Below are 21,962 nucleotides of genomic sequence, written 5' to 3' on the forward strand. Positions count from 1 at the left end.
CTTATTTTGTAGTTTCAGATTTTTTAGCTTTTGAAATCTTATATTGATTCAAGCATGCTAAAAGTATACCAAGAGTTATGAAAGCTCCAGGAGCAGATGTCATAACCATAGCTGGAACATAAGATTTTGGTAGGAATTGCATTCCGTAGAATGTTCCATTACCAAGAACTTCTCTAAAGGTTGCTAATACAACTATAGCAAGTCCAAACCCAAGTCCCATTCCAATAGCATCAAAAATTGAAGGTATTACTTTATTTTTTGATGCATATGCTTCAGCTCTACCTAAGATAACACAGTTAACTACTATAAGAGGTAAGAATATTCCAAGAGATTTATATAAATCAGGAATATAAGCCTGTAATAAGAACTGTATTAAAGTAACGAAGGTAGCGATAACTACGATATAAGCTGGTATTCTGATTTTATCAGGAACGAGTTTTCTAATCAAAGAGATAACAGCATTTGAGCCTATTAATACTACTGTTGCAGCAAGAGCCATACCTGCCGCATTCTTTACACTACTTGTAACAGCAAGAGTAGGACACATAGCTAGTACTTGTATGAAAACTGGATTTTCGGTAATAATACCTGTTTTTAATCTATTAACTAATTCTTTCATTCTACTTTGCTCCTTTCAAGTTAGTATTGTAGTAATTTATAGCAGTATTTACACCAGTAGTTACTGCTTTAGAAGTAATTGTTGCACCAGTAATTGCTTGAATATCTGAACCGACAGTAAGTTCCTTTTCAGAAGAAAGACCTTTATATTGTGCTGCGAAAGAAGGATCATCCTTTGCTTTAGAACCAAGTCCAGGAGTTTCAGTATGACTTAAAATTGTAATACCAGAAACAGCTCCTTCAGCATCGATACCAACCATTAATTCAATTTTTCCACCATAGCCTGATGAGTTAACTTGAAATACATAACCAGCATCAGTTCCACTAGTCTTAGCTTGAAATATACCTGTTACGTTTTCATCGGCAATACCATCTGTTAATTCTGAAAATTCTTCTGCTTCTAAGACAACTTTCATAGCAGCAGCTTGGTCCTCTTTAGCTTTAGCTTCAATTGGTGCTCTAGTAATATCATAAGCAAAGGCAAGGATTAGACCAGCAATTGCAGTAATTGCAAGCAGAATTCCTCCTAATTTTAAATTTTCTTTCATTATTTTGCACCTCCGAACACACGTGGATTCGTCCATTTATCAATCATTGGAACTAATAAGTTCATTATTAAGATTGAGTAAGAAACACCTTCTGCATAACCACCGTATAAACGAATTAATGATGTTAATAAACCACAACCAACACCAAATATGATTTGACCTTTTCTAGTCATAGGAGATGTAGTATAATCAGTAGCCATGAATATAGCACCAAGCATTAATCCACCTATAAATATTTCATATATTCCATTTCCCTGCATAAATCCATCTCTACCTAATACTGTAGTGATTACAAAAACTGTACCAATATACGTAGCAGGAATGTGCCATGTTATAACTTTTCTATATAATAGATAAGCTCCACCAATAAGTAGGGCAAAAGCAGAAACTTCTCCGATACATCCAGCTAAGTTAGTTCCAAGGAATGCATCTAGAGTATCAGGAAGTAATCCACCACCATTACGAAGTATAGCAAGTGGAGTAGCTTTAGTTACACCATCTATAGTCCATTCAGTCATTTGACTTGGGTATGCAGCAAGTAAGAATGCTCTTCCAGCAAGGGCTGGGTTCATAATATTTTGACCAAGACCGCCAAAAAAACATTTAACAACAATGATAGCAAATGCACTACCAACAGCAACCATCCAAAGAGGAAGTGTAGGAGGCAAGTTAAAAGCAAGTAGTAATCCAGTAATAACTGCACTTAAATCTTTTAATGAATTTGGTCTTTTAGTTATTTTATTAAATAAGTATTCGCTTAGCATTGCAGAAACAATAGCTGTTATCATAACTAAGGCTGCTTCTTTCCCAAAGAAATAAATACCTGCTACAGTAGCTGGTACTAAAGCGATTAGTACATCTCTCATTACAGTTGATACTGTTTCCTTAGATTTGATATGTGGCGATACCGATACGTTATATAAATTTCCAGACATTATGTTCACCTCTACTTTTTCTTTTTATTAGCTATAACTCTTTTTTTACCCTCTTTGCAAGTTTGAGTTAAATTTCTCTTAGCAGGGCAAGAATAGCTACAAGCACCACATTCAATGCAGTTAAGTCCACCAAACTTTTCAAAGTTCTCATAATCGCCTCTTACAACTTGAGCATTAAGTTTATTTGGAAGCAAGAACATTGGACATGCATTAACGCATTTTCCACATCTGATACAGTTTGATTCAACAGTAGGCACAGCCTCTGATTTTGTTAAGCAAAGTATACCAGAAGTACCTTTTATTGCAGGAATGTCTAAAGTAAATAGTGCAGTTCCCATCATTGGACCACCGCTAAGAACTTTAACAGGCTCTTCGTTAAATCCATCACAATAATCAACAAGTTCTCTCAAGCTTGTACCAAATTTAACTCTTAGGTTTTTTGGAGTTTTTATTGCACCTCCAGTAACAGTAACTATTCTTTCAGTAAGTGGTTTGCCAAGAATAACTGCTTCTCTTATAGCAAAAATAGTAGCTACGTTTTGAACTATGCAACCAGCATCTGCAGGTAGTTTTCCTGTTGGAACTTCTCTTTTAGTAACAGAATAGATTAACTGTTTTTCTGCACCCTGTGGATACTTAGTTTTAAGTTCTGCTATTTCAACATTTTTAATAGGTTCTACAACTGCTTTCATTATTGTTATAGCATCACTTTTGTTGTTCTCAATACCTAAGAAGATTTTTACTTCAGGAAACATTTGAGAAAGGATTTCTAAACCTTCAGCTATCTCATTAGAATATTGTAGCATTAACTGATGGTCACAAGTTAAGTAAGGTTCACATTCAGCTGCATTGATAACAATAGTATCAATATTGCATTCTTTTGGTGGATTTAGCTTTACATGAGTTGGAAAGCATGCACCTCCAAGACCTACAATACCAGCTTCTTGAATTATATCTAATAGCTCATTTTTAGATAAATTCTTATAATTTTCGTGTGGTGTATAGGCTATTTCTTCATAGGTATTATCGTTTTCAATAATAACACTCATAGCCTTTGAACCATTTGATGTAAGCATAGGTGTTACATTTTTAACTATTCCAGATACACTAGAATAGATATTAGATGAAACAAAAGATGTGCTTGCACCAATTTTTTGTCCAACTACAACTTTATCTCCCTTTTTTACAATAGGTTCACATGGAGCCCCTATATGTTGGCTCATAGGGAACACTAAATCACCCTTTGGAAGATAGGTTTCAATTTCTTTTTTTTCTGAAAAATGTTTTCCGTGAGGCGGATGAATGCCTCGTTTAAAAGTTAATAGTCCCATAATATTCCTCCATTCCTATAGTATAAATTATAAAGACATTGTATTAATGACTCCTATAGTACAAACTTTATTATAACTCGAAAATCTTTATGGTGCAATATATTGAATTGTTTATATGATTTAAGAATAATTAAAACTATAGGGGATAAATTAAAAATTAAATAGAAAATAATGCATACATTGTCTAATATTAAGGTATTACTTACATAATTTTAGATAATATAATTCCATACTCGTAATAAATTACAAATTTTAAGGAATATTATAGTGAGAAAAAATAAATATAAATTTATTGCATTAAAATTTTTGGATAAAATATTATTGCATTAATTTTTATAGTATGCTAAAATTAAGTAAGCAAATCTTTATAAAATAAGCAAATATTAAGAGGAGAAAATGATGACAAATAGAGAAGAAGAAATATTAAATCTTATAAAGGATAACCCCTTAATATCTCAAAATGAAATAGCAGATATTCTTAAGATTACTAGGTCATCTGTAGGAGTACATATAGGAAACCTTATAAAAAAAGGATATATCTCAGGTAGAGGATATGTAATGAGTAAAGAAAATTTTGTGTCTATAATAGGAGGAACTAATATAGATATAGTAGGATTTTCTAATGATGAGTTAAGACTTAATGATTCTAACCCTGGAAATATAAAATTTTCTTTAGGTGGGGTTGGTAGGAATATAGGTGAAAATTTGTGTAGATTAGAAGTTTCTACAAAACTAATTTCTGTTATTGGTAATGATATTTATGGTCGTAAGATTATAGATGAAGGCAGAGAAATTGGTTTAGATTTAGAACATAGCCTTAAATTAGATGGAGAATCTACATCTGTATATATGTCTGTTCTTGATTATTCTGGAGATATGAAGGTAGCAATTTCATCCATGGATATCTATGATAAGATGACCATAGAATTTATTAAAACTAAAAAATCAGTAATTGAAAGTTCTAGAATATGTATTATAGACACTAATATTCCTAAGGAAGTAATAGAGTATGTAGTTAATAACTTTAAAAATACAAAATTTTTCTTAGATACAGTATCATCATCTAAGGCAGTTAAGGTAAAGGACATCATTCATAAGTTTCATACAATAAAACCTAATAAAATTGAAGCTGAGATTTTATCTGGAATGAAAATTAGTACTATGGATGAGGTAGAAAAAGTTAGTGATTACTTTTTAAACTTAGGTGTAAAAAATGTATTTATAAGTCTAGGTGAAGAAGGAGTATATTATAATGATGGGATAAGTAAAGGATTATTTACTCCACCCAAAGTTAAAGTTGTCAATGCTAATGGTGCAGGAGATGCTTTTGTTGCTGGATTAGTATACTCAAGTATGAATAATTTTGATTTAATACATACTTTGAAGGTTGCTTCAGCTTGTTCTTCACTGGCAATTACTCATAAAGATACTATTAATCCAAATATGTCTTTGGAAAATATAAATAAAAAATTGGAGGAGATTAAATAATGTTAGAAAAATATTTAGATATAAACCCAGAGGTAAAAGCAGCATTAATGGAAGGAAAGCCAGTAGTTGCTTTAGAATCAACTATAATTTCTCATGGAATGCCTTACCCTAAAAATGTAGAAACTGCATTAAAAGTGGAAAGCATAATTAGAGAAAATGGAGCAATCCCAGCAACTATAGCTATTCTTGAAGGAAAATTAAAAGTTGGATTAACAACTGAAGAAGTTGAATTTTTAGGAAAAACTTCTGGAGTAATAAAAACTAGCAGAAGGGATATACCTTTTATAGTTGCTAATAAACTAAATGGAGCTACTACAGTTGCATCTACAATGATTATTGCAGCACTTGCTGGAATTAAGGTATTTGCTACAGGTGGAATTGGAGGAGTTCATAGAGGTGCTGCACAGACTATGGATATATCAGCTGACCTTGAAGAATTAGCTATGACTGACGTAGCTGTAGTATGTGCTGGATGTAAATCTATTCTTGATATAGGGTTAACTCGTGAATACCTAGAAACTAAGGGAGTACCTGTAGTAGGATTCCAAACAGAAGAATTACCGGCATTCTACACAAGAAAATCTGGATTTAAAGTAGACTATAAAGTGGATAGTGAAGAAATCCTTGCAAAAGCATTAAAGGCTAAATGGGATTTAGGTTTAGAGGGTGGTATGGTTGTTGCAAACCCAATACCAGAAGAATTTGAAATGGATTATGATACAATTAATAATGCTATAGAAACAGCTGTTAAGGAAGCGGAAGAGAAAGGAATAGTAGGAAAAGAGAGTACACCATTCTTACTTTCTAAGGTTAAAGAGATTACAGGTGGATCAAGTTTAGAATCTAACATTCAATTAGTATTTAATAATGCTAAGGTTGGAGCAAAACTTGCAGTAGAACTATCTAAGCTACAATAGCATTTTAAACGATATATAACTAAATAAGCTTTAATTTCAGGTAAAACTTATCTAGTATATAACATGTAATATTACCTATATAAAATATAAAAAGGTATGAAACCTAAAAAATTAAAATGGTTTCATGCCTTTTTATATATATAAGTACAAGTATTCTAATGATACACCAATAATTAGAATTAAAATAAAAACCTAAGGAAATACCCCTAGGTTCAAAGAATATTGTACATAGATTAGCTTGTTTTACCATATATTAGATTAAGAATGTCATCAGTATATAGAGTTTCTTTTAAAAGTAATTCTTCAGATAGCTTAACTAATAAATCTAAATTATTATTTAAGGTGTTTTTAACTTCTTCATACAATTCATCCAGTACAGATTTACACTCTTCTAGTACTACTGTAGTATAATAATCAGTAGGTATTCCTTGCATTTCTGAAAGTCTTAAAAGACCTAGAGATTTTCCCATACCATATTCACATACCATATTATTAACTATATTGGTAGTTTTCTTTAAATCATTGAAGGCTCCAGTAGTTATTTTTTCTTCGCCAAAGATAATTTCTTCGGCAGCTCTTCCACCCAATAAAACCATGATTTTTCTTTTTAAATAATCTAGATTATGGTAGGTGTTATCTTCACCTATAGTTAAAGTGTATCCACCTGCACCCTTAGAGGTAGGGATTATAGTTATTTTAGAGATTTTTTCTTCTGGAACTTTTAAGTGGGAAATCAATGCATGTCCAACTTCATGATAAGCAGTAATTTTCATATCTTCTTCTTTAAGAGATTCTTTATCTAATTTTTCATGACCAGCTACTACTATTGAAAAGGCTTTATCCATATGTTCACCAGTGATATATGGAGCATCTTCTTTGCATGCAATTATAGCAGCTTCATTCACTAAATTTTCCAATTTAGCACCAGAAAAATAGGCTGTATTATGTGCGATATCTCTTATATTCATATCACTTACTGGTTTATTTTTAAAGTGAAGATTTAATATTTTTTCTCTTGCATTAATATCTGGAAGAGATACCTCTATATGCCTATCGAATCTACCAGGTCTTAAAAGAGCTTCATCTAATATATCAAGTCTATTAGTAGCTGCTATAACTACAATACCTTCACTTTCTTTAAATCCCGACATCTCAGTTAGAAGAGCATTTAAGGTTTGATCCTTTTCATCAGAATTACCAGATTTATTAGAACTACGTTGTTTACCTATAGCATCGATTTCATCAATAAAAATAACAGCTTTACCATGAGTTTTAGCTTTCTTGAATAAATTTCTAATTCTACTTGCACCTACTCCAACATACATCTGAACAAAGTCTGAACCAGATACAGCATAGAAAGGAACATTAGCTTCACCAGCTATAGCTTTTGCTAATAGAGTTTTCCCAGTTCCGGGATCTCCATAAAGAATTACACCTTTAGGCATTCTTGCGCCGTAAGAAGCATATTTTTCTGGATTTTTAAGAAAATCTACTATATCCTTTAAACTTTCTTTAGCTTCATCATTACCGGCTACAGAATTAAAGCTAAATTTATCCTTAGAAACACTTTGTCCATCAATTGCAGAAATAGAAGTCATTGTTCCACCAGAACTATTCCTTTTTATAGTCATAAATATAGTAGTTACAGCAGAAAGACTGAGGAATATAACTGCTATACGTTGATTTGTTGGTAAAGTGGAAGAACTTTCAACTGTAATACCTTCTTTTAAAAGAGTTTCTTTAAGAGTATTACTATTAGGATTATCTGTAGAATATTTATTTCCAAATTTATCTATAACAGTAATTTTAGGTGTTTGAGACATGGATACTTTAGATATATTATTACTTTCTAAGTCCAGTAAAAAATCTGAATATGTTTTATAGGGGATTGTAGCTGCACCTATATTTAATAAAATTAAAGCTACAATTGATAATACTAAAATACTTAAAGGAATAATAATTAAATTCTTTTTAATGTTATCTATCAATAATCTTACCTCCTTAAAATTTGTATATATTTTTTTATAAAATAGAATTTAATATATACAATATAAAATGATTAAAGAATAAGGTTTTATCTATAAAAAGATTGTTTCATGCTGTAATTAGTATTATACAAAATTTAAGACTAAAGTCCACAAATTAACCTAAGATTTGTAAATGTAAGTTATGGTAGAATTGTAAAGATAAGTGGAATAATATGTAATAATAGAATATACCTAGCTACATATCAATGTAACTAGGTATATTCTAAATAAGGAATCCCCCTAATAATATTCTGTTATATTTTATTTATATACTTAAATTAATGATTAATTAAATTAAAGTTGATTTTTAACTACTTTACCATCAATCATTACAAGTTTAACAGTATTTCTAAGATCAAAAGGATGTCCATTATATATTATAATGTCTGCATCTTTTCCTATTTCAATACTACCAACTCTATGATCAGCATTTATTGCACGAGCTGGATTTATGGTAATAGATCTTAAAGCCTCTTCTTCATCCATTCCTTCTCTAGCAGCAAGGGCAGCACATAGAGATATATATTGAAGTGGAATTACAGGGTGATCTGTCATAATGGAAACTTTTATTCCAGCTTTGTTTAAAATCATAGGAGTTTTAAATGTTAAATTTTTCAGTTCCACTTTACTTCTATCAGATAAGCTTGGACCTATAATTATAGATTTTATATGTTCATCTTTAAGGCTTTCGGTTATTAAATGTCCTTCAGTACAATGTTCCAAAGAAAGGTCTAAATCAAATTCTTTAGCTATTCTAATAGCAGTAAGAATATCATCAGCTCTATGAGCATGAGATTTCAATGGAATTTCCTTTCTAATGACCTTTGCTAAGGCTTCTAACTTCATATCAAAGTCTGGAGCTTTAGCATTACCATTTTTGAAGGCTTCTTGTTTTTCTACATAATTTTTAGCTTTTATTAAATTTTCACGAAGGATAGCTGCAGTAGCCATTCTAGTACTTGGAGTAACTTTTTTACCACTATAAACTCGCTTAGGGTTTTCTCCAAAAGCAGATTTCATAGCGGTACACTCATTAATAACCATATCATCTATAGTTTTCCCATAAGTTTTCATAGTTGCGAAGGTTCCACCTATTACATTAGCACTTCCAGGACCAGTTGCTACAGTTGTAATACCAGCCTCTAATGCTTCTTGAAAACATTTGTCCACAGGATTTATTGCATCTATAGCTCTAAGATGAGGCGTAACTGGATCAGTAGTTTCATTTCCATCACTACCTTCAAATCCTAATCCATCTTCCCACATTCCAATATGACAATGAGCATCAATAATACCTGGCATTAAAAAGCCATTTTTTCCATCGATAATTTCTATGTTTTCAGGAATTGCTATGTTTGAACCAAGGTTGCATATTTTGCCATTATCAATTAGTATAACACCATTTTTGATAATTTCATCTTCCGTCATAGTGTGGATAGTAACATTTTTAATAGCTATCATTTAAATCACTCCTAAAATAAAAGTTTTACTTCACAGTATTACTTAAATTGTAACATATTAGTAAAAAATTTTGGAGGAATTAATCCAGTTTTTATTCCTTGAATTACTAACATATAAGTACAAGTTGTATCAAATCTTGCATCATGATAGCCAGATGTCTCACCAAATAGAGAAGTACATTTATTTTGAAGAAAATCTTCCTTAAGGTTTAAAAAGTTTATCACTTCTCCAAGAGAAGGATTTTTTAATAATCCTCTAGAATTAGTAGCTTTACATATTTCTTTATAATATGACATAGTACAAAATGAACCTTTAGGATTAAAAGGAATATCTAAAAATTCTAGTTCGCTTTTTAAAAATTTAATATCAAATTGAACATTGTGTCCAATAATTATATCACTATTGATAAAATCATCTATAAATTCCTCATAAGTATCTTCGAAATATTTTCCATTACTCAGTTCGTAGAGTTTTTCTAAAGAAAAGCCATGTATAGCTTGAGCACTTTCACTCATTTCTTCTACAGTAAAGAAATAATTTTTACCTACTGTTGTTTGAGGTTTTGTGCTAGTATCAACAGTAATATATGATAATTGACATATATTACCAGGTTTTATACTAGTAGTTTCAGTATCGAAAAATAATAATTTCATAAATGTATTCTCCTTAATTTCTAATATAAACTATATATTTACTAAATTTAGTCAACTTTAGCCAATAAATTAATAGTATAATTCTATTAAAGTTATGTCAATATACTGAGTAATTTTAGAGTTCTATAATTTATATAAATTGTATAATTAATAGAAAGAATAATTTGAATGAAAAAAAATATTATAAACATTAAAATATTTAGGTAAATTTTATACTGGGTTAATTATATATTTTACGTAAAGTGAAAAGGTTTAACTTGCGATGTAAAGGATTATATATTAACAAAAAGTAAAAAATTAATATATTTTTAATAAAAGGTCGAAAAAAAACTATATATATTAACTTATTGTTAACAAAATTAATTATATTCAATGTTTTTATATTATGCTATAATGCAAATATTGAACACAATTATAAAAGGGGGCTTATATTATATGAGTTTATTATTTGTAATACCTACTAATAAACAAAATAAAGAGGAGTTACTAAAAATACTTCAGCAGCATAAGGAAATAAGATTTGTTTCTCTAGTTGGTATTGACTTTTTAGGTAATGATACAGACGAAAAAATTCCTGTTAAAAATTTCATAGAAGATATTGAGACATTTTTACATGGTACAGCTGTCCAGACTGATGGATCATCTGTAATATTACCGGGAATAGCTACCCTTAATAATGCAAAGGTAGATATGAAGGTTGATTTAACTTGTAATTGGTATGTAGATTATAATTATGATTATATAGATGAAGAAACAAATAAACCAGTAGGAACTATTAGAATGCCATGTCACTTATACCATGAAGATGTTGCCGTAGATTCTAGGTACATACTAAAAAATTCTGTAGATCACTTTAGAGCTTCTATGATGAAGTTATTTGAAGAAAATCCACAATTTTTAACTAACTTTGACATAAACTATGATGAAATAGAGGACGTAAGTATTACAGCAGCTACAGAATTAGAGTTTTGGGTAAATACTCCAAATGAATTAGCTGAAATAGAAGAATTATCCACTTCCCAAGTATTAAAGGAGCAGTACTGGAAGAGAACTAAGGGTCCTGTAAGAACAGCACTGGAAAAATCTTTAGATTTATTAGCTAAATATGGACTAGAACCAGAAATGGGTCATAAAGAAGTAGGGGGAGTTAAAGCTAAACTATCTGAGTCTGGAGTTCTAACTCACATAATGGAACAATTAGAAGTGGATTGGAAGTTTTCTACAGCCCTTCAAACTTGTGATAATGAACTTTTGGTAAGAGGTTTAATAAAAGAAACTTTTAGAAAAAATGGTCTTGAAGTCACATTCCAAGCTAAACCAATTGAAGAGGTAGCAGGAAATGGAGAACATTTACATGTAGGCGTTACTTTAAAGCTTAAAAATGGTAAGATGATGAATTTGTTCCACAGTTATGCTGAAAAAGACTTTTTAAGTGAAGTAGGATATGGAGCAATAATGGGAGTATTAAAGAATTATGAAGTAATAAACCCCTTTGTTTCTTCAAATTATGATGCATTACAAAGATTAAAACCAGGCTTTGAAGCACCAGTATGTATAGTAACTTCCTTAGGATTTACTAAAGATGTGCCTTCAAGAAATAGAACTATTCTTGTTGGACTAGTGAGAGATGCAATTAATCCAATGGCTACTAGGTTTGAGTTGAGATCACCAAATCCTAATACAAATATTTATTTAGTATTATCTTCAGTTATAATATCTATGGTAGATGGAATAAGCTATGTAGTTACAAATAATAAAAGTAGAGAAGAACTTTTAGCAGAACTTTCTAAAAAACCAGGGGAAAAAACTTCTTACCTAGAGGAAGGCAGATGTTATAGAAGTGAAGAAGATGTATTTGAATTCTATACAGAGGAAGAAAGAGAAGAGTATTTTGGTAAGGCTCCAAGTACTGTATATGAAAATTTATTAGCTTTTGATGATGAATCGAGAGTACATGTTTTAACTAAAGATGGAGTAATAACTAATAAAGTAATTAAAGGATATAAGGAAGCTGTACTTGAAAGATGGACTACTGAGTTAGAGCATAGAATTCTTCCAAACTATTCTAATGAAATTAGAAACATTAGAAGATCTAATGGCGATGATTTTATGGAGTATGATCTTGAAAAATGGAGTGAAATAAATAAGCTAAGAGAAAAACTTATGAAAGATAATTATGTAAGTAGAAGCTTATTTACTCAAATGAGAGAAGCAATTAATGATAAAAATTATAAGGAATTATCTGAGTTACAATTAATTGTAGATGAAGATATGAGAATCCTAAGAAGATTATATATGAATTATAGAAGAAATCTTATGGATATATAGATATAAACAAAAGGTAATCACTGAAAAATTTTCGGTGATTACCTTTTTAAATTAATGATAACTAAAACATAAATTACATAAATATAAGTTTTAGTATAAATATGATGGATAGAATATACATTACTATTGAGATTGGTTTTTTAGTTTCTTTCTTACCAAATATGTTATTTAATAAGTTTATTAATGTATATGAAAGAATTCCAAGGGTAAGACCATCACCGATACTATAACATAATGGCATTGAGGCTATAGTAATGAATGCAGGGAAGCCTTGAGTAAAATCGGTAAAGTCTATTTTCATAACACTTTCTAGCATCATAAAACCAATCCAAATTAAGCAAGGAGCTGTAGCACAACCTGGTATAGCTATAAATATTGGAGATAGAAACATTGCCAATAAGAATAGAATACCTGTAGTAACAGCTGTTAACCCAGTTCTTCCACCTTCACTAACTCCAGCTGCGCTTTCTACATAAGTAGTAACGGTTGAAACTCCAACTAAAGAACCAAAGGTGGTTCCTATAGCATCTACAAGTAGAGCTTTCTTTGCCATCGGCACATTACCATCTTTATCTAGCATATTAGCCTTAGAACATACTCCAACTAATGTACCAACAGTATCAAAGAAGTCTACGAATAAGAAAGTAAGACAAATTGTTATAAAATTAAGAATAGCTGAGCTATTAGTGAATACAGAGAAGTCAAGCTTGAAGGCAATTGATTTGATAGATTCATATTTGAATAATCCATTTGGAAGATATATGCCAGCGGCGGTAGCTCCTTCAGGATTTATAACTGCATATATCCAACCAATTATAGAACAAATCAGAATGGACCAAAGCATAGCTCCTTTGATATTTTTAGAGTTCAAAATAGCTATAATAAGAATGCCAATAACTGCGATTATAGCACCAGGAGCTATCATAGAACCTAGAGATACAAGGGTAGCTTCATTAGACACTACAATACCGGCACCTGTTAAACCTATAAAAGCAATAAAAAGTCCAATACCAGCAGTAACAGCGTACTTCATTGTAAGTGGGATACAATTAACTACAGCTTCACGCACTCTAGTTACAGAAAGTATAATGAAAATTATACCTTCTACAAAAACAGCAGTAAGTGCCACTTGCCATGGAACACCCATGGCACCGCATACTGTAAATGCGAAGAAGGCGTTAAGTCCCATACCAGATGCCAGTGCAAAAGGTGCATTAGCATATAGTCCCATGAGTATAGTAGTAAGTCCCGCAGCTAGACATGTAGCAGTTACAAGTGCTCCAGCAGTACCATCACCCATAGCTGTACTAAGGAAATTAGGATTTACAGCAATAATGTAAGCCATTGTTAGAAAAGTGGTAATTCCAGCAACAATTTCACGCTTTACGTTAGTTCCGTTTTCAGTAAGTTTAAAATACTTGTCCATATAAATCCCCCTAATATTAATAGATATAATTATTAATATTAGTATAATCTACAAATATTACTAAAACAAGATATTTATTACATATAAATTATAAAAGGTACAATTTCCAACACTTTCTTATCAGAAGGAAATTCATTATTATAGTTTAAATGAGAAACAAAGTCTTTATAGTTGCTATGAGATGTAATAAAATCCCATAATAATTTAGATACTAAAGGGTTACTATCAATAATATTATGATTTGACTGGGGATAGTCATAACTTGCTATTTCACCAACAATTGTGCAAGGTCTACCAATATAACACTCTATGTCCATAGATGCATGTTTACTACAAACAGAAGTAATGACTAAAGAATTAGAATCAAAAGGAAGGGAGGCAGGATATTTTAATACTTTATCTTCTGTTAAAGATTTTATATTTCTTTTTATCCAATTAATCATAGAGGTATTATCTATATCAGAAGTTATTTGTTGAAACTCAAGTAATTCTAGTGTATTTCTTAAAAGTTCTAAAGTGCTATCTGATTTTTCTATAGTACACTGTAATTCTACAATATCTCCAGGAGAAATTGTATTCAGGTCACTATATATTTTTAAAGATTTGATTGCATTGTTTCGATTTAATAAAGTTTCTAGATTTATAAATAGATTAATAGATGAATTCTCTATTTCATCTATTGATTTTCTTTGAGTACTTTTAGATAAAGTCACTGTAGCTGAACCTTGAATGATTTTTCCACAAGTTAGTTCGGACAATGGTAGAGTAGCTTGAATTGTAGTTTCTTCTCTTTTTCCACTTATTTCAATGTTTTCATATCGATTTATAGCAATTTTATACATATCTCTAATAGTATCACCGTTAATATAGTAGGGCATAAAGATGTTCTTCATATTATAACTCCTTATTTATCAATTTTTAATATATTCCTATATATATTCAAGATTAAATATATTTATCATTATTATTACAAATAATTTCATGTATAAAGGTATAAAGTTAAATATAATAAAAATAATCTAAATATAATGTAACTGTTTCCAAATCTATGATATAATAACGTGGTAGAGGAGGGGGACATATGGAAATTTTAATTGCATTAATACTCGGTGCCATTGTAGGGTACTTTCTAAAATTAGGTGAGAAGGGGAAAATTATAAATGGTAAATTACAACAACTTGGTGTAATATTCTTATTATTTTCTATGGGAGCTTCTATAGGAGCTGATAAGGGCATAATAAAAAATCTTCCGACCATAGGGTTAAAGTCTTTTTTATTTGCAGTAGCTACAATAGGTGTAAGTATAGTACTTGTGTACATTTTATCAGAAAAGTTTATGCCTAAAGAAAATCAATTACCCAAGGAAGAATCAATCTTAAATGCGGAAATAATAGAAAATGAAAAAGTGGTTACTGAATTTCATAGTGAAATTTTAAATGCAGAGATTGTAGAAGATGAAAATGTTGTAATTGAAGAGTGTAGTGAGCTTTTAAATGAGGCATGTGGGGAGGACAAGTAATATGACGTACATAATAATAGTATCTATATTAGTTGGAATGGGTTGTGGTTATTTTGTGTTTCCACCAGAAATAATGAGTAGTATTGATAATCTTGCATCCATTTCATTATTTGTTTTAATCTTTTTAGTTGGTATAGATGTAGGTGGCAACAAGACCATATTTAAAGATCTAAAAAAGGCAGGATTTAAGGTTTTGTTAGTACCATTTGGAGGAATTGTAGGTAGTTTACTAGGAGGACTTTTAGTAGGATTCCTATTTAATATGGCTCTTAATGAGAGCTTAGCTATAGGTTCAGGATTTGGATGGTATAGCTTATCAGGAGTAATGCTTAAAGAAATGGGTGGAGATACTTTAGGAGCTATAGCATTTTTAACAAATGTATTCCGTGAGATGATAACAGTTATTTTAATTCCAATATTAGCTAAAAAGCTGAATGGCTACACAGCCATAGCACCTGCAGGAGCTACTTCTATGGATACAACATTACCACTTATAGCTAAAGCAACAAATCCAGAGATAGCTGTAATAGCATTTATAAATGGAGTTATATTAAGTTCTTTAGTTCCAGTATTTGTAACATTCTTTTATAACTTAGGATAATATTACTTTATATGTTTTTAATTTTTATAATTGTAAATAAGGAACTATATAAAAATGATGGTATAAATAAGTTATTTATACCATCATTTTTATGTTTATATTTATATTAGTTAGGGACTAATAACTAATAACTAAATTAAGGTGTTTATCTATTTATATAGTGAGTATGAAGTAAATGGTGAGATTTTTCTCCATTAGGTTTTCCAAGGAATTCATCATAAAGCTTTATTATCTCAGGGTTTTCATGAGATTTTCTTATAACCTTATTAGCATCCTCACTATAAAGAGCATTCATTCTTTTTTCTATTAATGAATATTGCTCATTAGAATATGGTTGACCACCACCGTTTATACATCCTCCTGGACATGCCATAACTTCAATGAAGTGATATTTTTTAGATGTATCTTCTATATTATCTAACAAATTCTTTGCATTTGCAAGTCCATTTACAATAGCTATATTAATTTTGTTACCATCAATAATTAATGAAGCTTCTTTGATTCCTTCAAGGCCTCTAACAGATTTAAAATCAAGTTCTTCTAAAGTGCTATTTGTAATCCATTCATAAGCAGTACGTAAAGCAGCCTCCATAACGCCACCACTAGTTCCGAAAATAACTCCAGCACCAGTAGATTCACCCATAATAGTATCAAAATCAGAGGAAGGTAGAGAAGCAAATTCTAATCCAGAGCGTTTAATCATTTTAGCTAATTCTCTTGTAGTTATAACTACATCGATATCTGGATTATTATTTTCATTGACAAATTCTTCTCTATTAGCTTCGGATTTTTTGGCAACACATGGCATTACAGATACAACATAAAGTTTTTCCGATGGTATACCCAGTTTTTCAGCAAGGTATGTTTTTGCAATAGCGCCCCACATTTGTTGAGGAGATTTGCATGTTGATGGAAGATTTAATAGGTTTCCATAATGTTTTTCTATGAAATTAATCCATCCAGGACAACAACTAGTAATCATAGGAAGATTTTCACCACTCTTATACCTTCCTAGAAATTCTGTAGCTTCTTCCATAATAGTTAAATCTGCAGCAAAATCAGTATCATAAACCTTATCAAAACCAAGTTCTCTTAGTGCTTCAACCATCTTGCCAGTAACAGCACCTTCTTTAATACCAAATTCTTCTCCAAGTGCTGCACGAACAGCCGGAGCAGTTTGAACTACTACCAATTTATCTTTATTTCCTATAGCGTTTAATACATCTATAGTATTATCTTTTTCCATTAATGCCCCAGTAGGACAAACATTTATACATTGACCACATAAAGTACAAGCGCTATTATTTAGCTCTTCAAAGAATGCAGTGCTTATAGTGGTATTAAAACCTCTATTTATTGGTCCAATTGCACCAACATTTTGAACTTGGCTACAAACAGCTTCGCATCTTCTACATAAAATACATTTAGAAGTATCTCTTACTATAGATGGATTTTTAAGTTCTTTTACAGCTACAGATTTTGAACCAGTATATTTTAAATTAGTTACTCCATAAGTACTAGCAAGCTCTTGGAGTTCACAATTTAAATTTTTTTGACAGGTTAAGCAATCCATAGAATGGTCTGATAATAAAAGTTCAATTATAGTTTTTCTTGCTGCTATTACTCTTGGAGTACTAGTATTAACAACCATACCTGGAGCAACAGCTGTACAACAAGATGGTGCTAAATTTTTTCTTCCTTCTACTTCAACTACACAAACTCTACAAGAACCAGGTTTATTAGTTGTCTTTTTATCATGAAGATTTAGGTAGCAAAGGGTAGGAATTTTTATATTAAGCTTACGTGCAGCATCAAGAATTGTGGTTCCTTGCTCCACTGATATTTCTTTATTATTTATTTTAAGTGTAACTAAACTCAATACTTTCACCTCTTTTAAATTATTAAACTAGATCTATTGCATCAACTGGACAGCTAGATTTACATGCACCACATTTAATACATTTGCTATGGTCAATTACATGCTTAGTTTTAACTTTCCCTTCGATACAGCCAACTGGACATTGTCTTGCACATTTAGTACAGCCAATACATCTATCAGTAACAACAAATTTCATAAGGTCCTTACAAACTCCTGCTGGACAAATCTTATCTACAACGTGACTTCTATATTCATCATAGAAATATTTCATTGTACTAAGAATAGGGTTAGGAGAAGTTTGTCCTAAAGCACAAAGTGAAGTATCTTTTATAGTGTTACTAAGCTCTTGAAGCTTATCCAGATCACTTAAATCACCTTCGCCCTTTGATATTCTTTCAAGAATTTCAAGTAATCGAGTGTTACCAATCCTACAAGGTGTACATTTACCACAAGACTCCTCTTTTGTAAATTCTAAATAGAATTTAGCTATATCAACCATACAGTTATCTTCATCCATTACTATCATTCCACCAGATCCCATCATAGAACCGATAGCACTTAAAGAATCAAAGTCAATAGGAGTATCTAAAAATTCTTTAGGAATACATCCACCAGAAGGTCCTCCTGTTTGAACAGCTTTGAATTCTTTATCAAATTTAATTCCTCCACCTACTTCAAAAAGAATTTCTCTTAAAGTTGTTCCCATAGGCACTTCTACAAGACCAACGTTATTAATTTTACCAGCAAGAGCAAAAACCTTAGTACCAGCGGAAGATTTAGTGCCGATTGAACTAAACCAATCTGCACCATTATTAATAATAGCTGGAATATTCGCTAAAGTTTCAACGTTATTAACGCAAGTTGGCTTATTCCAAAGTCCAGATTCAGCAGGGAATGGTGGTTTATTTGTTGGTTCTCCACGGTTACCTTCTATTGAATGAATAAGAGCAGTTTCTTCACCACATACAAAGGCACCAGCTCCGTATTTAATTTCAATATCAAAATCAAAGCCTGAATTTAGTATATTTTCACCAAGGAGTCCATATTCTCTAGCTTGATTTATAGCAATTCTAAGTCTTTGAATTGCTAGTGGATACTCAGCTCTAATATATATATTACCTTTAGTAGCACCTATAGCATAACCAGCTATAGCCATAGCTTCAAGAACACTATTTGGATCTCCTTCTAAAATCGAACGATCCATGAATGCACCTGGATCACCTTCATCGGCATTACAAATAATATATTTTTGATCAGCATCATAGCCTTTTGCAAATTGCCACTTCTTTCCGGTAGGAAAGCCGCCGCCGCCTCTTCCTCTTAGTCCAGATTTCAATATAACATTTATTACGTCATCAGGAGTGCATTCTGTTAGACATTTTCCAAGAGCTAGATATCCCTTTTCGGCAATATATTCATCAATATTTTCAGGGTTTATTAATCCACAATTTCTTAGAGCTATTCTAACTTGCTTCTTATAGAAAGTCATTTCATCTTGAGTCTTAACTTTTTCTTTTATAGTTGGCTCTTCGTAAAGTAATCTTTGTACAACATTTCCATTAACAATATGTTCATTTATGATTTCTTCAGCATCCTCAGGAGTTACGTGAACATAAAACACATCATCTGGAGTAACTTTTACTATAGGACCTTTTTCACAGAAACCAAAACAACCAGTTATGGAAACGTATACTTCATCTTCCAAATCTAACTTACTAATTTCTTTTTCAAGGTTATCTTTAATTAAATCACTTTGTGCAGACTTACACCCAGTTCCTCCGCAAATAAGTATTTCTTTTTTATAGTTATTTTTTTCACAAACAAAGCCATCGATACCAGTTGCTTTTCTAATATCAAGGGATGATTTGTATTCCTGATAAATTTTGTTTAATTCTTCAAAGGAATTTATTTTATTCAACTTTGTTACCTCCTAATTCTACTCATATTCAGCTAATATACTTTTTACTTGGTCTGGAGTACAGTGACCGTAAACCTTATCATTTACAGTTAAAACAGGAGCTAGACCACAAGCACCAACACATCTTAAAGAACCTAGTGTAAATTTCATGTCTTCTGTAGTTTGTCCAGATTTAATACCTAGTTCTTTTTCAAATTCTTTAAGAACATCTCCAGCACCACGAACAAAACATGCAGTACCCATGCACACATTTATTACATTCTTACCACGAGGTTCAGTAGTGAAAAATGAGTAAAATGTTACAACACCATAAACTTTAGATATAGGTAAATTTAGTTTATCAGCGACGAAAGTTTGAACTTCCTTAGGTAGATATCCAAAGATATGCTGAGCTTTATGCAAAACCTCTATTAAAGCTCCATCTTTGACAGGTAAGGAATTAATAAAGTCTTCTAATTCCTTAAACATTTGATTTTTTTCTAAGTTACAACACACTTAAAAAATACCCCCTTACTAAATAAGTTTAACATTGAAAATATACAAAATATTTTCAATAATTCATCAAATCACTAACAGTATAATACTTTTTTAAAGATTTGTATAGTGGGATTTTAAAAAAATGTAATCTATTACAATAAATATTTATCCGATGACTACCAGCTCTAATACTCCATCTTCTTCGAGGCGGTAGCAAAGAGCTGCTACGTCCCTGGATAACGAGTTCTAAGCTTCCGTGGGAGGAATACTTCCTCTGAAGCTTAGAACTCTGTTTATCAAGAGCCATATTAGAGAATTTAATTTAATATTTCATATCAATAATTTCTATTAGTACAATAATATTTTATGGTAAATAAAAGAAAATAATGGTAAAATATTATTATAAAGCAAATATGTGGGGTTGATATTGTGAATTGTTATGATTTAGCCATAGTCAATGGGAATATATATGTGGAAGGGGAATTTATTAGAGGAAATTTGTACATTGATAATGGAATTATTAAAAACCTGTCAAAGGATATTTTCTTATCAAAAGATATTTATGATGCAAAAGGAAATTATGTATTACCAGGATTTATAGATCCTCATGTACATTTTCAGCTTAGGGTGGGTAATGAGGTTTCTGCTGATGATTTTTACAATGGTTCTATAGTAGCTGCATATGGTGGAATTACTACATTTATAGATTTTTTAGATCCAGTAAAAAATATTGAAGAGTTAGAAAAAGCTTTTGTAGACAGAAAAAGAAAAGCAAAGGTTTCTGTTGTAGATTATGGATTTCATAGTACTATTGCAAATTTTCAGGATAATGAAGAACTATTTATTGAGGAGATTAAAAAGAGGGGAATTTGTAGCATAAAATTCTTTACTACTTATAGTTCCAGTAATAGAAAAACTGGATTAAGAACTATCAGTAATTTACTGAAAATTTCGAAAAGAATGAAGGTTATACTTATGTCTCATAGTGAAAATGAAGAGCTAATCAGAGAGGGAAAGTTTCCAGTAAGATCCCATGAAGAAAATAGACCCACATTATGTGAGACTACAGAAGTTTTAACTTTAGCTGAAATGACTAAGAATATGGATGGGTATATGTATATTGTGCACCTTAGTTCAGGAGAATCTTTAAGACGAATTACGGACTTATATAAAAGTTTAATAAATAAAAATTTATTTATAGAAAGCTGCCCTCAATATTTTTATTTATCTAAAGATAATTATTTATTAAAGGATGGTTTTCTATATACCTTAACACCACCTCTTAGGTCTTTAGAAGAAATTGATGAATTAAGAAAAAATATAGATCATGTTAGTGTAATAGGTACTGATCATTGTCCATTTAAATCTAATGAAAAAGCAAGAGCAACTTTAGATTTAATTCCTATGGGAATAGGTGGAATAGAATATTCTTTTAATTTATTGTATACAATGTTTGGTGATAAAATAATTGATAAATTTACAAAGAATCCAGCAAAGATTCATGGTTTATATCCTAAAAAAGGAACGTTACTCCCAGGATCAGATGCTGATGTTGTAATATTTGACCCTTTAGATAGACATAAAATAAAATACTCTCATTCCAATTGTGACTACAATTTATATGAAGGACTAGATGTAAAAGGTAAAGTAATTACGACTATTTCAAGGGGAAGATTTATTATAAAGGATGGAAAATTGGTAGGTAATGAAAAAGGAAATTACGTAGGTAGAGAGTTAAAGTTATAGAAAACACTAAAAAGCTTGTATAGTTATATATTTTTGTGACTAATTAATCAGTAAGAATAAAGGGAGGTGCTTTAGTAGGATTATAATCTT

The 21,962-nt window shown here is 30.8% G+C and carries 18 protein-coding genes; 6 read left to right on the forward strand and 12 right to left on the reverse strand.

What is annotated here, in order from left to right:
- Position 1: 1 nt before the first annotated feature.
- From rsxE to rsxC, 4 genes are read right to left on the reverse strand one after another with little or no spacing between them, the layout of a single operon-like run.
- Entirely contained in the window at positions 2–619 is a 618-nt protein-coding gene (rsxE, locus tag B2S02_RS13500) for an electron transport complex subunit RsxE (RefSeq protein ID WP_035133661.1), read from the reverse strand.
- A gap of 1 nt (position 620) precedes the next feature.
- A complete protein-coding gene (locus B2S02_RS13505; RefSeq protein WP_346846544.1) occupies positions 621–1,166 on the reverse strand; it encodes an RnfABCDGE type electron transport complex subunit G in 546 nt (181 codons plus the stop codon).
- Complete coding sequence (locus B2S02_RS13510) at positions 1,166–2,101, reverse strand: RnfABCDGE type electron transport complex subunit D (protein WP_346846545.1); 936 nt, start codon at positions 2,099–2,101, stop codon at positions 1,166–1,168. The genes B2S02_RS13505 and B2S02_RS13510 overlap by 1 nt, the downstream gene beginning before the upstream one ends.
- An 11-nt stretch (positions 2,102–2,112) precedes the next feature.
- A complete protein-coding gene (gene rsxC / locus B2S02_RS13515; RefSeq protein ID WP_346876960.1) occupies positions 2,113–3,432 on the reverse strand; it encodes an electron transport complex subunit RsxC in 1,320 nt (439 codons plus the stop codon).
- Between the two features lie 399 nt (positions 3,433–3,831).
- On the opposite strand from rsxC, the gene B2S02_RS13520 reads away from it, so the two are divergent.
- Together B2S02_RS13520 and B2S02_RS13525 are read left to right on the forward strand one after the other, a co-directional pair.
- The gene (locus B2S02_RS13520; protein ID WP_035133655.1) at positions 3,832–4,920 is read left to right on the forward strand and encodes a PfkB family carbohydrate kinase; all 1,089 of its coding nucleotides are present in this window, start codon (positions 3,832–3,834) and stop codon (positions 4,918–4,920) included.
- Complete coding sequence (locus B2S02_RS13525) at positions 4,920–5,837, forward strand: pseudouridine-5'-phosphate glycosidase (RefSeq protein WP_035133652.1); 918 nt, start codon at positions 4,920–4,922, stop codon at positions 5,835–5,837. The genes B2S02_RS13520 and B2S02_RS13525 overlap by 1 nt, the downstream gene beginning before the upstream one ends.
- A gap of 233 nt (positions 5,838–6,070) precedes the next feature.
- Here B2S02_RS13525 and B2S02_RS13530 read toward each other — a convergent pair whose 3' ends face one another.
- The 3 genes from B2S02_RS13530 to B2S02_RS13540 form a co-directional block, all read right to left on the reverse strand.
- Positions 6,071–7,822, reverse strand: a complete 1,752-nt coding sequence (locus B2S02_RS13530; RefSeq protein WP_346920932.1) for an ATP-dependent metallopeptidase FtsH/Yme1/Tma family protein — start codon at positions 7,820–7,822, stop codon at positions 6,071–6,073.
- Between the two features lie 336 nt (positions 7,823–8,158).
- Positions 8,159–9,325, reverse strand: a complete 1,167-nt coding sequence (locus B2S02_RS13535; protein ID WP_346920881.1) for an amidohydrolase — start codon at positions 9,323–9,325, stop codon at positions 8,159–8,161.
- 38 nt (positions 9,326–9,363) lie between these two features.
- Positions 9,364–9,978, reverse strand: coding sequence for a 3'-5' exonuclease (locus tag B2S02_RS13540; protein WP_346920882.1), 615 nt, complete (start codon positions 9,976–9,978; stop codon positions 9,364–9,366).
- A 435-nt stretch (positions 9,979–10,413) separates the two neighbouring features.
- On the opposite strand from B2S02_RS13540, the gene B2S02_RS13545 reads away from it, so the two are divergent.
- A complete protein-coding gene (locus B2S02_RS13545; RefSeq protein ID WP_035133645.1) occupies positions 10,414–12,306 on the forward strand; it encodes a glutamine synthetase in 1,893 nt (630 codons plus the stop codon).
- 73 nt (positions 12,307–12,379) lie between these two features.
- Here the strand turns inward: B2S02_RS13545 and B2S02_RS13550 are convergent, their stop codons facing one another.
- Positions 12,380–13,732 carry an NCS2 family permease gene (locus tag B2S02_RS13550; protein WP_035133642.1) on the reverse strand — a complete coding sequence of 451 codons (1,353 nt, stop codon included), beginning with the start codon at positions 13,730–13,732 and terminating at the stop codon, positions 12,380–12,382.
- A 77-nt stretch (positions 13,733–13,809) separates the two neighbouring features.
- Complete coding sequence (locus B2S02_RS13555) at positions 13,810–14,625, reverse strand: hypothetical protein (protein WP_035133639.1); 816 nt, start codon at positions 14,623–14,625, stop codon at positions 13,810–13,812.
- Between the two features lie 188 nt (positions 14,626–14,813).
- On the opposite strand from B2S02_RS13555, the gene B2S02_RS13560 reads away from it, so the two are divergent.
- Complete coding sequence (locus B2S02_RS13560) at positions 14,814–15,251, forward strand: LysO family transporter (RefSeq protein ID WP_346846553.1); 438 nt, start codon at positions 14,814–14,816, stop codon at positions 15,249–15,251.
- Position 15,252: 1 nt separating this feature from the next.
- Entirely contained in the window at positions 15,253–15,852 is a 600-nt protein-coding gene (locus B2S02_RS13565) for a lysine exporter LysO family protein (RefSeq protein WP_035133637.1), read from the forward strand.
- 145 nt (positions 15,853–15,997) lie between these two features.
- Here the strand turns inward: B2S02_RS13565 and B2S02_RS13570 are convergent, their stop codons facing one another.
- From B2S02_RS13570 to nuoE, 3 genes are read right to left on the reverse strand one after another with little or no spacing between them, the layout of a single operon-like run.
- Positions 15,998–17,731 carry an NADH-dependent [FeFe] hydrogenase, group A6 gene (locus B2S02_RS13570; RefSeq protein ID WP_346876957.1) on the reverse strand — a complete coding sequence of 578 codons (1,734 nt, stop codon included), beginning with the start codon at positions 17,729–17,731 and terminating at the stop codon, positions 15,998–16,000.
- 22 nt (positions 17,732–17,753) lie between these two features.
- On the reverse strand, positions 17,754–19,649 hold the full coding sequence (locus B2S02_RS13575; RefSeq protein ID WP_346920883.1) for an NADH-quinone oxidoreductase subunit NuoF: 1,896 nt from the start codon (positions 19,647–19,649) through the stop codon (positions 17,754–17,756).
- 18 nt (positions 19,650–19,667) lie between these two features.
- Positions 19,668–20,144: an NADH-quinone oxidoreductase subunit NuoE gene (gene nuoE / locus B2S02_RS13580; protein WP_035133630.1), complete on the reverse strand. Its 477-nt coding sequence runs from the start codon at positions 20,142–20,144 to the stop codon at positions 19,668–19,670.
- Between the two features lie 411 nt (positions 20,145–20,555).
- On the opposite strand from nuoE, the gene B2S02_RS13585 reads away from it, so the two are divergent.
- Positions 20,556–21,872 carry an amidohydrolase family protein gene (locus B2S02_RS13585; protein ID WP_346846556.1) on the forward strand — a complete coding sequence of 439 codons (1,317 nt, stop codon included), beginning with the start codon at positions 20,556–20,558 and terminating at the stop codon, positions 21,870–21,872.
- Positions 21,873–21,962: the final 90 nt, after the last annotated feature.

Origin of the sequence: Clostridium sp. UBA7339 (assembly GCF_002470865.1) — a bacterium.
In the GTDB taxonomy this organism is placed as follows: domain Bacteria; phylum Bacillota; class Clostridia; order Clostridiales; family Clostridiaceae; genus Clostridium_J; species Clostridium_J sulfidigenes.